General features: G+C 42.3%; 6 protein-coding genes. 5 read left to right on the top strand and 1 reads right to left on the bottom strand.

Annotated elements, in window-relative coordinates; translation table 11 throughout:
- Positions 1–206: 206 nt before the first annotated feature.
- Positions 207–3,092, bottom strand: coding sequence for a helix-turn-helix and ligand-binding sensor domain-containing protein (locus HS960_RS12025; RefSeq protein WP_159728847.1), 2,886 nt, complete (start codon positions 3,090–3,092; stop codon positions 207–209).
- 327 nt (positions 3,093–3,419) lie between these two features.
- Here HS960_RS12025 and HS960_RS12020 point away from each other — a divergent pair, with 327 nt between their 5' ends.
- Genes HS960_RS12020 through HS960_RS12000 form a run of 5 tightly spaced genes read left to right on the top strand, consistent with a single transcriptional unit; the run spans position 3,420 to position 14,660 of the window.
- Positions 3,420–6,509, top strand: a complete 3,090-nt coding sequence (locus HS960_RS12020) for a SusC/RagA family TonB-linked outer membrane protein (protein ID WP_228280304.1) — start codon at positions 3,420–3,422, stop codon at positions 6,507–6,509.
- A gap of 27 nt (positions 6,510–6,536) precedes the next feature.
- Entirely contained in the window at positions 6,537–8,105 is a 1,569-nt protein-coding gene (locus HS960_RS12015; RefSeq protein ID WP_159728845.1) for a RagB/SusD family nutrient uptake outer membrane protein, read from the top strand.
- A gap of 25 nt (positions 8,106–8,130) precedes the next feature.
- Complete coding sequence (locus tag HS960_RS12010; protein WP_310441868.1) at positions 8,131–9,576, top strand: alpha-L-fucosidase; 1,446 nt, start codon at positions 8,131–8,133, stop codon at positions 9,574–9,576.
- 35 nt (positions 9,577–9,611) lie between these two features.
- The gene (locus tag HS960_RS12005) at positions 9,612–12,083 is read left to right on the top strand and encodes a glycoside hydrolase family 2 TIM barrel-domain containing protein (protein ID WP_159728843.1); all 2,472 of its coding nucleotides are present in this window, start codon (positions 9,612–9,614) and stop codon (positions 12,081–12,083) included.
- 6 nt (positions 12,084–12,089) lie between these two features.
- Positions 12,090–14,660, top strand: coding sequence for a glycoside hydrolase family 95 protein (locus HS960_RS12000; RefSeq protein ID WP_182332786.1), 2,571 nt, complete (start codon positions 12,090–12,092; stop codon positions 14,658–14,660).
- The last annotated feature ends 8 nt before the right edge of the window (positions 14,661–14,668 follow it).

Below are 14,668 nucleotides of genomic sequence, written 5' to 3'. Positions count from 1 at the left end.
TGATGTAGTACAACTTTGCCAAAGTTTAACATTTTCACATCACTACTACATGAAATTTCAGCTTGCTCAGTCTACCTTTTATTTTATTTTATATTTTTGATAGTCAGTTTTTTAGCTTGTTTTTTTTAACGAAATAACACGAGCTTTAGTGTGTTTTATACACTAAAGCTCGTGTGTGGTAATGATGTAGTGTCTGTGATGAGAATTTAACGTTCCATCAGGAATTCAGAGAGGTTTTTGTCTGTTGGAATGCCCAACTTTTTGCGTAATCGATAGCGTCTAATCTCGACACCGCGTGTACTAATGTTAAGTAATGAGGCAATTTCCTTACTCGACATATTGAGCCTTAAGTAGGCGCATAGTTTAAGATCATTGGGGACTAGATCAGGAAACTCTTGTTTCAATTTCTTGAAAAAATTCTCATGTGATTCGTTAAAGCTTCTTTCAAAAATATGCCAGTCACGATCGTCATTATGGGCATCATCGATGAGCTTGTTTATTTTTTTCAATTCATCCGAACTTAGTTTGTTGCCATCTGCATCTTTAAGTTGTTTGAGCTCGTCGTGTAAATTGTTCAACATCTCATTTTTGTAAACGATATTGAGTGCCGCATTGGCCAGTTCTTTATTTTTTAATTGAAGCTGATCTTCTAATTGCTGGTTTTTAAGTTTGATCCAGTCCTTTTCCTTTTGCTCGGTTTCGCGTTCCAAGGCAATCTTTTTCTCTTCTAACCATTTTCGCCGTATTTGAAACTGACGCTTACGCTCCCGCTGAAGACTAAATATATATGCTAAATAGATGAGCGTTATCAGGACTAGTGTATAAAATACCTTTGCCCACCAAGAAAGGTACCATGGATACCGAATAGTAAAGGAAAAAGCTTGAATTTCCGAAACCAAGCCCATATTGTCCTTCGCCCTTATTTTAATTTGAAATTTTCCATAAGGTAGATTCGTGAAATCTTGATAGGCAGTTTCACTCCATTCGGACCAATTGTCCGAGTAACCTTCGAGATAATATTGGTATTGAATCGGTGATGACGAATAAAATGGACTTGAAAAGCTAATTCTAAGATTATTGTCAGATGATGATAGTTTAAACGCTGAATCTGGAATAATAGCCTGTCCTGTTGTCAAGTTGATGAGTTGCGCTATTTGTGGAAGTGGCAACCTATATTTTTGTGATTTATCGGAATGACGATAGATCGCAAATCCATCATCTAAACCGATGAGATAGTATTGGTTTTCAATAGGGAGGATGTTTTCATAGTTATTCATCATTCGATCCTGTAAGGGACTGAGCAGATTGGAGTCAATATGAAGTTTGCCCTTACTGTCAAAATCTACTTTAGCAATTTTTGTCTTCTGAATAAACCAGTAGCTGTTTGTATTGATCGGTATGACCTTATTTGAATTTTTATAGGTGCCTAATGCTGTGTTTAATTCATCGGCATAGCTGAATCTTTTTACAATATTGTCGAATTGGAGAAATCCGCTGTCCGTCGCAAATACAAGATTATTTTCTAATGTGTAAATCCCCGTAAATTGCCTCTTTGAAGCGATACTGTCCTGTTTGGAGGAAAATAAAATATTTGCCTGTTGGAAATTCGCATCAAATCCGAGTAGTTGTATCTGTCCCCAATCGCCAATCCAAAAGGTATGGTTATCTTTTTGCGCCAAAAATCGAACTGGTTCTTTAACGCCCGCGAATTGCTGGACGAACTGAAGGTGTATACCATCGAAGCTAAATTTCGATAGGCCCGTATAGTTGCCTTGAAGAATATTTTTTGTTCCAAAAATAGGCTTGAATATCCAGCCGCCAGTGATCTGTGAAATCTTCTCGAGTCGCCCATTAACCAATTTGAAGGTTCCATCATTATGTCCACAAATCAACTCATCACCAAATAGCGCTAATGTCCAAACCTGACCGTTTGAATTGGGAATCTGGGAGAAATTCAATGAATTGTAATTGGTCAATCCTTTCCATTCACTTGAAAATAATCCCTTATTCGTTCCAAGATAGATTTTCCCCTGATAGATAATTGATGTATAAACCGTACCAATTTTTCCGACAAAATCTGTGTAAAATGATAATGGAGAATTGATTTCAATGCGGTCTATACCATTATCCAGTCCCACCCAGATATTCTTCTGATTGTCCTTGACAATACTAAGTACAGTATTGTTTTGGAGACCATTGTTTTTATTGATATGCTGAATGACCTGGCCATTTTTATTGATGACAATAACACCGTTTTGGATGGTGCCAAAAGCATATTGTCCGTCATAGAGGTATAAGCCATTGTTTATCTGTGATTGGCTCAAGAGCTGGTTTGCCGGAACAGACCAGGGTAGGATGGAACCATCGGCTTTCATCAGGTAAAGGCCATTCCGCGAGGTGGCAATAAGCGAGGTCGTTGCGTCGAAAGGTAAGATAGCAAGTACATTTTTATTTTTCAATACATCTTTTCCTTTTACAGGGATTAATTTATCCTGTTTAAATTCATGCAGACCACTTGGCAGCTGTTCGAAAAATAGCATGTTATTGAGCTGATGTGGAAATAAAAAAGGTTCACCTTTAGCCGTTAGTTGCCGTATACGATTGTTTTCCCAAATATAGGATTTGGAAAATGTATGAAAAAATACCCGTTGGTCCTCAACAATGATTTTCCAGATTTCTTCGTTTGGAAAATAGGTCTTGTCCTGCACAAGTTTAGAGAGACTGTGATAGGTCAAGTTTCCGAAAGGTTTGGAAGTCCAATAGCCAAATTCACCTCTTCCACCTGTGTAAATCTTTCCGTCTTTACCTATTGCAACACTTCGGACTGTTGAGTGATTTGGTAGTGGAAAGATACGCCAGTATTGTCCGTCAAATTGTAACAGCCCCTCGGTATTTGCACTATAAATGCGACCATCTTTATCGACTGCCAAAGACCAGTTCTGATTTCCAGCCTTGTATTGGTCTTTTTTGTATTGTTTTACAAAAGGTGTTCCTGTAGGTATGATTGTCTGGCAATAGCCAGGGTGCATTAAAAAAAATAAAATGCTGCAAAACCAAAAGATATAGACGTTACTATATTTTTTTGTTGTCATCGACTCCCTCACTTTAAACTGATTTTGGGGACAATATATCGATTTTATCGCAGAATTGATAATCTCCCTCGTCGTACGGAGCGCTGGTAGCTCCGGCAGATCTCCATCTTATTTTGGAGCTGAACCGACGGATTGATGGAAGAAAAATTAGAAGAAGCCAGGAGCTTTATTTTTATTTTTTTTAAAAAACCATTTAATCGTGTTGAAAATCAGGAATGAAGCTATTTATTCCACCTATTTGAACAAAAAATACTCCTTTTGCTGTGAACGATTTTTGATATTTGAGTTCATTTACTTCGTTAAATAACCAAATAAACCAAAACAACTATGATAACACCGATAACCAAAACGGTAGGGAAGGGGTTACTTTTATTTTCATTGATGAGCATGTCTGCACCGGTGGTGCTTGCCCAATCGCAAATAAAGATATCCGGAAAAGTAAGCTCCTCAACAGGCGAGCCTCTTGTGGGGGTTACAGTACAGATAAAGGGGGTGAAAAACGGCACTGTAACCGATGGGGCCGGCAATTATCAGATTCTTGCGCGAGATATTGATGTCCTGATATTTTCGCTGGTAGGCAAAGAGAAGGCCGAAGTCCAGGTCAATAAGAAAGATCACATTAATCTCGTTCTCCAGGAGTCCAGTAGTCTGATTGACGAAGTGGTTGTTGTAGGCTATGGTACCCAGAAAAAAAGTAATTTAACCGGTGCTGTTGCTGCTGTCGATGGAAAGGTGCTTAACAAACGTATCGCTACAAATCCAACGCAATTACTTCAAGGTCGCATGCCCGGACTTCGTGTTACCCAAGGATCAGGAGAAGCAGGGAATGAAAATGTGAATCTCCAGGTTCGCGGATTGGGGTCGTATGGGGCTTCTTCTGCGCCATTGGTTATCGTAGATGGTATCCCCGGGAGTTTGGAAAATTTAAATCCTCAAGCAATCGAGAATATCACCTTATTGAAAGATGCTGCCTCAGCCGCTATCTATGGGGCAAGAGCAGCAAATGGTGTTATTCTGGTAACGACAAAACAGGGTAAAGCTGGAAAAACACAACTGAGCTACGATTACAATGTCGGAATTACCAAAGCCTCAGCTCTTCCAGACCTCGTGTATAATTCCGTTGATTACATGAACCTATATAATCAGGCAAATAAAAACTCCGGTGTCACAAATCCAAATGCTTCTTTTAGCCAGGAGATGATTGATGCCTACAAAAATGCAACAGATAAAAAATTATATCCCGATTTTAACTGGTTGGATGCTGTCTTTAGAACAGTCCCGGTACAGACGCACAATTTAAGCTTAAGCGGTGGTGCCGGAGGAACAAATTACAACGTCATACTGGGCTACGTCAATCAGCCTGATATTATGATCGGGACTTCTTTTAAAAAGTATAATCTACAGCTTAACCTAGGCTCTAAAATCAATGAACGGATAAGTTTTGGTTCAAGCATTACCTTGAATTATGGCGATCGGAAATACCCTAGAAATGGTAGTGAAGATCAGTTTTTGTCTACCATTAGTCAATCACCACTTTATGGACCTGTATTACCAGATGGTAGTGGTCGTTATACGTCCAGGGCATATCCTTTTCAGTCCCCAAATAAAAACCCTGTTGCAGTTGCTGAAAATGCATTTACAAGACTGAACAATTATTTTATGCAAGGCAATATTTTTTTAAATGTGAAAATATTGGATGGGCTGGATTGGAAGACTAGCGGCGGATTGACGTATGGCTTTACAAAAAACTATACCAACAAACCTGTGATTAATCAATACATGTGGTTCGCCAAACCCGATGACCTACCCGCCAGACAGCTTGATGTAGGTGGTCAAGGATTAGAAGTAACGGACGACAACAATGTGTACCCGGTGGGCTATACACAACTGACTTACGATAAGTCTTTTGGAAATCATAACATGAAAGTGCTGGCAGGAACCCAGGCAGAATATAATAAAACACAAAAATTGTTCGGAAGTAGGTTGCAGTTTCCCAACAATGATTTGCTTGAGCTTGATGGTGGCGGAGCCGGTCAACAGTCTAATAACGGTGTAACCAATGAATGGTCATTAAGGTCTTACTATGGTCGATTAAACTACGACTACAAAGGCAAGTATCTACTCGAAGGTAATGCACGTTATGATGCGTCTTCACGTTTCCCTGAAAATAGAAAATGGGCATTTTTCCCTTCAATATCCGGAGGTTGGAAAGTTTCGGATGAGACCTTTTATGGGCCGAAATTGAAGACGGTCGTTAATGAACTAAAATTAAGAGCCTCCATTGGAACACTGGGTAATCAGAATATTGGTAACTACCCTTATCAGATTGTTTACAATTCTTCTTTTGCTTATCCTTTTGATGAAACACTCCAACAGGGGGCTCGCCAGGTAGCCATGGCGAATGACCGGATCAAATGGGAGAGTACCAAAGTCCTGGATTTCGGTGTGGACTTCGGGCTATGGAACAACAAATTGACCGCTTCTTTCGATTGGTATAACAAAGTAACATCAGATATTTTATCTGCATCTACGGCTTTCCCTTCTTATATTGGGCTGACTGCACCGACCGTAAATTATGGTGAATTGCGTAACAGAGGTATAGAGCTCGGTCTTCAGTACCGTGATAAAATTGGAGAGGTATCGCTGACCCTCAATGGAAATATTCAGGCCAATCGCAATAAGGTGATGAAATATGGAGCCGAACGTATCTCGGGCAATACCATTATCCGGGAAGGTTTACCTTATGGTAGTTTTTATCTTTTGGAGAACACGGGGATATTCCGTTCGAAGGAAGAGGTGGCAGCCTCTCCGGTGCAACAGATTCCAGCACAACCAGGTTATCTGAAATTTGCCGACGTAAATGGCGATAAAGTTGTGGACAATAATGATCGTATTGTCGTGCCGGGCGCTTATCCAGATTTCGATTATTCCTTTAATGCGACGGCTGTATGGAAGAATTTTGATTTTACAGCCTTTTTCTTCGGTTCTCAGGGACAAAAAATATTTGTAAGTGAGTGGGGAATAGTCCCTTTCAGGCAAGGTGGTACATTCACCCGCGACTGGATGGACGCTTGGACTCCAGAAAACCCCAATGCATCGCTTCCAATAGTTGGTGCTGAAAATACCCCTGCTGCAAATAATGTACGGACCACATCGACTTTCTTTTTAAAAGATGGATCGTTCCTGCGTCTTAAAAATATTCAGGTAGGCTATTCTATTCCACAGAGCACCTTGTCCAAAGCTGGTATTTCTGGCCTTCGCATCTATTTTGCGGCGGATAACCTGGTCACATTCTCCAAGTTCCCCGGTTTAGATCCCGAACGCGGCGTTTCATCAAGCGGTGGTGCAACATCAGGGCGTTATGTGACTCATCCTCAGAATAAAGTATTCGCATTTGGAGCGAGCATCACATTCTAATCTAGTGGTAACTAAAAAAAATTAAAGATGAAAAATAGCGTAAAAAAAACATATCTATACCTAAGCTTAGCTGCCCTAGCTTCACTAGGCAGTTGTACAAAAGATTTTTTAAATAAAAATCCAACGGATAAAATTTCGGAATCAACCTTCTGGAAAACGCAGACTGATGCTGATTTGGCACTATCGGGCTGTTATGAATTTCTTTGCCGAGGATACAATTCGACGTCTTCATCCAATGCACGCGGTGGTTGGGGGGGAGCAAGTATGTTTTGGGATGGGCTTTCAGACGATGCCTTTGTGTCCAGTACCTCCAATAACTTCAATATTATTTCGCGATCCGGAATCTCCTCGACAACCGGCGGAATGCAATCTGAGGGGTATGAGATTTCGTATCAGGCCATTGCGGCATGTAATAAATTGATTGCCAATATTGACCGCATTACAAGCATGAGCCAGCAGGACCGTGACCGATATAAAGCAGAGGCCCGTTTTATCCGCGCCCATTACTACTTTTTGTTGACCAATCTGTACGGTGATGTGCCATTGACTTTAGAGCCTCTGGGTATGGACGATGCGAGTATTCGGCTGGGTAGAACACCTAAAACCAACGTTATCGAAGCGATTTTAGCAGATTTAGATTACGCGAGTGAAAAACTGCCAAATACAGGATATAAGGGACACGCTGTGAGGGGAGCTGCATTAGGCTACAAAACAAAGGTATTATTGACTTCAAAAAAATGGGCCGAGGCAGCTGCAACAGCGAAGATTGTTATGGATGAAAACAAGTTTTCGATCTATCAGGGTGGTTATCGCGATCTGTTCCGAAAACCTGGACAAAATAATAATCCCGAAATCATGTTCTCCGCTCGATTTTTACCCCCCAATATGTATAGCCCAGCAGATATGATGTATTCTTATCTGAAGACAATACAACCGTTGGGGTATCTGGTGGATTCTTATTATGCCATCGATGGAAAAGATATTAAGGAATCGACGGTTTACGATGCTAAAAATCCTTACGAAAATAGAGATCCACGGTTGAAGTCGACAATTATGTACCGCGGTGTATGGCGAGGTACCACAGCATCTTCTGCTTTTGATCCGGTTGCCGAGGGAGTTTTGGGTGGTTTTTTACCGCGAAAGTATATCAACGAATCGAAATGGCCAACAAGTTACGCGACACAAAGCGATCAGGATTGGGTATTCTTACGCTATGCAGATATTTTATTGATGTACGCAGAAGCGAAAAATGAAAGTGCAGGGCCTGATCAGACAGCCGTAGACGCATTGAATAAGGTAAGATCCAGGGCTGATGTGAAAATGCCGCTCGTACAGTTTAGCGGTTCCTTGACAAAAAATGAATTCCGCGATATTATCCGTCATGAACGGAGGATTGAATTGGCTTTGGAAGGTCAACGTTATTTTGACTTGAAACGCTGGGGGATGATTAAAGAGGTGATGGATAAAACCAAGGATCCAGATGGAGCTCCACGATTATTTATGGCAAGAGATACCCTATGGCCTGTGCCTCAATCTGAGGTAGATATGGCCAAAAGTTTAGGTAATGACAATTTTAAACAAACCCCAGGTTTCTAAATTAAGAACTGTGAAAAATTAAGGTATGAAAGCTCTATATAAAATGTTGCTGGCACTTATCCTCATCATGGGAATGAGTAAGGGATTATTGTATGCGCAAGTAAACCGCTTGCCCGATAGTGTGCGCATGAAATGGTGGGAGGAAGCCCGGTTTGGCATGTTTATCCATTGGGGAGTATATGCGCAGTTTGGCGGCGTTTATAAGGGGCACGAACAGGCACGTGGTGGAGCAGAATGGATTATGAACCGCTCTAAAATTCCAGTTGATGAATATCAGGCGATGGCAAAGCAATTTAACCCCACGCAGTATAATGCAGACGAATGGGTACGCATGGCGAAAGATGCCGGGATGAAATACTTGATTATCACGGCCAAACACCACGATGGTTTTGCGCTCTTTGAAACAAAAGCGAGTAAGTGGAATATGGTGGACGCGACGCCCTACGGTAAAGATGTTTTGAAACCTTTGGCCGAAGCCTGCCGAAAATATGGCCTGAAACTTGGCTTTTATTACTCACAGGCACAGGATTGGAATAACCCTGGTGGATCGGCTGCTCGTAAATTAATGCGAGAAGGCTGGCCTAATCCAGATTCAACCCGTATAGATGACTACACACTAGCACATCATGGCCATTGGGATCCCAAACAAGAAACAGCGAGTTTTAGTGACTATATCAAAAATGTATCTGTACCTCAGGTCAAAGAATTGTTGAGTAACTATGGGGATATTGCTGTGCTATGGTGGGATACACCAACCAATATGACCGACGAAGCCGCAAATATGCTTCAGGAGCAATTGGCATTACAACCCAATATTATCACAAATGATCGATTGAAACGGCCTAATTTTCCCGGCGATACCAAAACGCCGGAGCAAAAAATTCCAGATTGGAGTGAACTCGAAGGTAAACATTGGGAAACTTGTATGACCATGAATGGCACTTGGGGCTACCGCACATCCGATCATAAATGGAAATCCGCCGAAACCTTGATCCGCAATCTCGTTGATATTGCTTCCAAAGGTGGAAATTACCTGTTGAACGTTGGTCCAAAACCCGATGGATCCTTTCCACAGGAGAGTATAGAACGTTTGGCTGTAATTGGCAAATGGATGAAAGCCAATAGTGAAGCAGTCTACACGACCAAGAGTAGTCCTTTACAGCCATTTGAATGGGGGAGATGTACCATGAAGGAAGATGGAAAGCGGACTTATTTGTATGTCTCTGTATTTGACTGGCCAAAAAATGGCCTAGTCGAACTTCCGATTGAAAATAAAGTTTTAAAAGCTAGTCTTTTAGCCAATAATCAAGTGTTAAAGGTAAAATCGAATTCCAATGGTATTCAGATTGGCGTACCTGAGCAGGCCATTGATCCTGTTGCTACGGTGATTAAGATCGAAGTAGCAGGAAAATTTAAGCGCGAAAAAGGGCCCGGAGCAAAGAACATGAAAACTGGAGCTTTGGACGAGTAAGGCCGAAGATGAAAAGCAGATACTAAAATAGCATAATGAAGAAAAGTAGATTGAATAGAATAGTTGCGTTGTTGTTGACTTTTGGAGTTGCTCAGCTCCACGCTCAGGAAGTTAAGCGGATTGATCAAGGCTGGGATTTCTTAAAGAGCGATCTGGGAGGAATCTGGGAAGCTGTAAGACCGGTGGGTACCGGTAATCCTGAGTCTGTTCCACTTTGGGAGCAGATAAATCTGCCGCACTGTTATAATGCGCTGGACGCTGTTGATCCAGCTATAAATTATTATCAGGGGCCAAGCTGGTATAGAAAATCGCTGGAGATCGATAATCCCTATTTAAATGGTCACACCCTTCTTCATTTTGAAGGAGCCGGACAAAAGACAGCTGTTTATATCCATACGATTAAAGTTGGGGAGCACGTTGGCGGATACGACGAATGGACTGTGGACATTACAGATGCGGTTGAAAAGTTTAAAGAAACAGCTGCTTTTAAAAAACAGTTTAAGGGCAAAATACCGCTTTCAATTCGTGTGGATAATTCGCGTGATCTCGAAATGATCCCTTCTGATCTGTCTGATTTTAACGTCTATGGAGGTATTTACAGACATCTAAACCTGAAATATGTTCCGCAGACAGCTTTGGAGCGTGTGTTTGTTGAGGCGTCAGTAGGGGGCGATGGTAAGCAGGGAGTGGTCAACGTTCGCGGACGGTTGATGCCATTTTCGGCTCAGACAAATTTTGAAGTCGAAACGCAGCTCTATGACCCTGCTGGAAAAATCGTGCAAACCCAGCAACCACAGGTTAATAAGGGAGCATTAAATCTTGAATTTGGACAATTCCTAGTCAAGAAGCCACAGCTTTGGAGTCCTGATCAACCGGCTTTATACCGTTTAGTTACGACAATCAAAAGCAATGGACAAGTATTTAAAGAAGAGAGTGTCTTTGGCTTTAGACATGTAGCGTTTAAAGAAAAAGGTCCTTTTCTGCTGAATGGGAAAAGGCTTTTGCTTCGCGGTACCCATCGTCATGAAGACCATGCCGGCGTTGCTGCAGCAATGACTGACGATCAGATCCTGCAAGAGATGACCCTGATGAAAGATATGGGGGTAAACTTTATACGCTTGGGACATTATCAGCAGAGTCGTAAAGTGCTTGAGGCCTGTGATAGTCTGGGCATTTTGGTTTGGGAAGAGATTCCATGGTGCAGAGGTGGATTAGGTGGAGAGGTCTATCAACTTCAGGGAAAACGGATGTTAACCAATATGATTGAACAGCATTATAATCATCCATCGGTTATTATCTGGGGGCTTGGTAATGAAAATGATTGGCCTGGTGATTTTACGGAGTTTGATCAGGCGAAGATAAGGGCTTATATGAGTGAACTCAATGGTTTAGCCCATCAATTGGACCCGAGCCGGAAAACAGCGATACGACGTTGTGATTTCTGTAAAGATATTGTTGATGTTTATTCACCCTCCATTTGGGCGGGTTGGTATAGAGGTGTTTATACCGACTATAAAACAGCGTCCGAAGAAGAAATGAAAAAGGTAAAACATTTCCTTCATGTGGAGTGGGGCGGGGATAGTCATGCAAGACGACATGCAGAAGACCCTGATCGCGCTTTAGCTAAAATCAAAGGTGATGGCACAACGGATGAACGGGCAGGCGATGCGTCGCTCATTGGTGGTGCAGCACGGGTTTCTAAGGATGGCGATTGGAGTGAAAGCTACATCTGTAATCTCATCGATTGGCACTTAAAGGAACAAGAAACAATGCCTTGGCTCACGGGAACAGCCTATTGGCCATTTAAAGATTTTTCAACTCCGGTACGACCAGACAATCCTGTTCCTTATGTCAATCAGAAGGGTGTTGTTGAACGGGATTTTACCAAAAAAGAATCTTACTACGTATTCCAGTCGTATTGGACCGCGAAGCCAATGCTGCATATTTATGGCCATACTTGGCCGATTCGTTGGGGTGAAAAAGAGGAGTCGAAAATGATAAAGGTGTATTCCAATGCCAGTGAGGTTGAGCTTTTTGTCAATGGAGAAAGTCAAGGATTAAAGAAAAGGAATAGCCAAGATTTTCCAGCGGCAGGTTTGCGCTGGATGGTAAAACTGAACGAAGGGAACAATCAGATTAAAGCTGTTGCGAAAAACGGACGGGAAATTCTAGTGGATGAAATTGAACAACAATATCAGACAAAAAAGTGGGGTAAACCTGCCAAATTACTTGTCGAACAGATTGCTGCGGAAGGCGAAGTAATCACTGTGCAAGCCCAAATTGTGGATGATACCAATACCCCCTGTCTCGATGCAAAGGATTGGATCTATTTTGGTTCAACCGGCGATGGTCAGTTGATCGTCGATCAAGGCACTTCTACGGGGTCGAAAAAAGTACAGGCCTATAATGGTCGTGCATTGATTAAACTTCGACTGCCTTCGGGGAGAGCAGTGGTATCGGGCCGGATGGAAGGATCAAAGAGTACCTTGTTAACGATAGAAAAATAACACAAGATGTTAAAAGCAACGAATCATTTGAACTTCTTTTTACTGCTCGGCCTCCTGGGGGCGATTGCTCCATGCAGTGCACAAAGCAATTCGCCGCAGCTGAAGCTTTGGTATAATCAGCCGGCTACACTGTGGGAAGAAGCACTGCCGCTTGGAAATGGCACAACAGGAGCGATGGTCTTTGGAGGGCTAAGTAAAGATCGGTTTCAAATTAACGATAATACGCTGTGGTCGGGTGAACCCGATGCTGGCAATAATCCAAACGGCCCGCAGGTCTTACCCCAGGTGCGCCAAGCCATCTTTGCTGGAAAATATGAAGACGCAGCAGTTCTTTGGAAGAAAATGCAAGGACCTTATTCTGCTCGGTATCTACCTATGGGCGATTTATGGTTGGATTTTCATCAGGACGAAAAAAAGGTCAAAGATTATAAACGGGAGCTGGATCTTGAACGAGCGATCAATCAGGTGAGCTATTCGTATCAAGGTGTTCGATACCAAAGGGAAAGTTTTGTCAGCTTTCCGGATAAAGCATTGGTGGTTCGATTGAAAGCGGACAAGAAAAAATCAATTACCTTGGATCTTTCCTTGACCAGTAAGCTCCGATATAGCATTTCGATCCAAGGGGATAATCAACTGACGCTTCAGGGAAAGGCGCCGAGTTTTGTCGCCAATAGGGATTATGAACCCCAACAGGTGGTGTACGATAGTGTTGGCGGAAAAGGGATGACCTTTGCGATACAGGTCAGTGTAAAAACTACCGGTGGTGTGGTAAAAAAAGAACAGGATAAACTTAAAATTATAGGCGCTGATGAGGTGATTTTATTTTTGACAGAAGCGACAAGCTTTAACGGTTTTGATAAGTCTCCGAGTCAGGAAGGTAAAGATGCCACACTGCTCGCAAAAAACCGGATGAATACTGTCTCCAAAAAGAATTTTCACACCTTACTTGCAAACCATCAAAGGGATTATCAAACGCTCTTCAATCGTGTAGCCTTTAAGCTGACCGGTACTTCTGCTCACGATAAATTACCTACAGACCAGCGTGTCATGCAGTTTTCCAAAGGACCGGCCGATTTGGGACTTCTGACGCTGTATTATCATTTTGGACGCTACTTGTTGATTGCCAGTTCCAGACAAGGAGGAAGGCCTGCAAATTTACAGGGGATCTGGAATGATCATGTGCAGCCACCCTGGGGAAGTAATTACACAACCAATATCAATACAGAAATGAATTATTGGCTTGCGGAAAATACCAATCTTGCGGAATGTCATCAGCCTTTGTTTGATTTTATGGATGAGCTGGCGATCAACGGGGCTAAAACAGCATCGATAAATTATCATATCGATAAGGGCTGGGTTGTGCATCATAACTCCGATCTATGGGCCAAAACCTCCCCTCCGGGCGGATATGATTGGGATCCCAAAGGAATGCCACGCTGGTCGGCATGGCCTATGTCAGGTGCCTGGTTGAGCACACATTTATGGGAACACTATCGTTTTACGGGTGACAAAACTTTCTTGAAGGAGAAGGCTTACCCATTGATGAAAGGGGCGGCCCAATTTATGTTGCAATGGCTGATTGCAGATCCCGGAAATAAATATCTCGTGACCAATCCTTCCACTTCACCTGAAAATACAATTAAAATAGCAGGTAAAGAATATCAATTGACCATGGCCTCTACCATGGATATGGCGATCATTCGTGAGCTTTTTACAGCTGTTATTCGTTCATGTACGATATTGGGTGTTGATCCTGAATTTAAATCGGCTCTAGAAGGAGCGAAGGAAAAGCTTTATCCCTATCAGGTTGGCCAATACGGACAATTGCAAGAGTGGTTTAAAGATTGGGATGACCCAAAAGATCAGCATCGGCATATTTCCCACTTATTTGGTTTATACCCAGGCAATCAGATCAGCCTTGCGGAAAACAAGGCTTTGGCTGCGGCCGCTAAGCGTTCATTGCTCTTAAGGGGCGATGTCAGTACCGGCTGGTCGATGGCCTGGAAGACAAATTGGTGGGCGAGGCTTCAGGATGGAAATCATGCCTATAAAATCCTCAAGGATGCCTTAAATTTTATCGATCCTAAATTGGATCGTGCTCAGATGAGCGGTGGTGGAGCCTATCCGAATTTATTTGACGCACACCCACCTTTTCAAATTGACGGTAATTTTGGTGCTACGGCCGGAATGACTGAAATGTTGCTGCAAAGTCACGATGGAGCTGTTCATTTATTGCCGGCTCTACCTGATGAATGGTCTGCTGGGACGATTAAAGGAATTAAGGCCAGGGGAAACTTTACCGTAGACATTGCCTGGAAAAATAACGTATTGACCGAAGCAATGATCGTATCCAATATTGGAGGTGTTTGTCGTTTGCGTACACCTTTACCCGTTAAAGTTGTCGGCATCGAATCAAATCAGGCAGTTGTCACTGACAACACGCTATTATATAAACCGGAACAACTATCGTATACGATCGCTGATCCATCCAAATTGCCGTCGTTAGCAGCTACGAAAACATTCGAAGTTCAATTTGAGACCATAAAAGGGAAGCAGTACCGTATTGTTCCGCTATAAATCAAAAT

It is taken from the genome of Sphingobacterium paramultivorum, from assembly GCF_014109745.1.
Lineage (GTDB): Bacteria > Bacteroidota > Bacteroidia > Sphingobacteriales > Sphingobacteriaceae > Sphingobacterium > Sphingobacterium paramultivorum.
The sequence above is the reverse complement of the archived record's forward strand: the minus strand, read 5'-3'. Positions and strand labels throughout refer to the sequence as shown.

Bases quoted from the DNA above. Each gene is read 5' to 3' on its own strand.
- HS960_RS12005 (WP_159728843.1), top strand. From the start codon at position 9,612: ATGAAGAAAAGTAGATTGAATAGAATAGTTGCGTTGTTGTTGACTTTT.
- HS960_RS12010 (WP_310441868.1), top strand. From the start codon at position 8,131: ATGAAAGCTCTATATAAAATGTTGCTGGCACTTATCCTCATCATGGGA.
- HS960_RS12015 (WP_159728845.1), top strand. From the start codon at position 6,537: ATGAAAAATAGCGTAAAAAAAACATATCTATACCTAAGCTTAGCTGCC.
- HS960_RS12020 (WP_228280304.1), top strand. From the start codon at position 3,420: ATGATAACACCGATAACCAAAACGGTAGGGAAGGGGTTACTTTTATTT.
- HS960_RS12000 (WP_182332786.1), top strand. From the start codon at position 12,090: ATGTTAAAAGCAACGAATCATTTGAACTTCTTTTTACTGCTCGGCCTC.
- HS960_RS12025 (WP_159728847.1), bottom strand. From the start codon at position 3,092: ATGACAACAAAAAAATATAGTAACGTCTATATCTTTTGGTTTTGCAGC.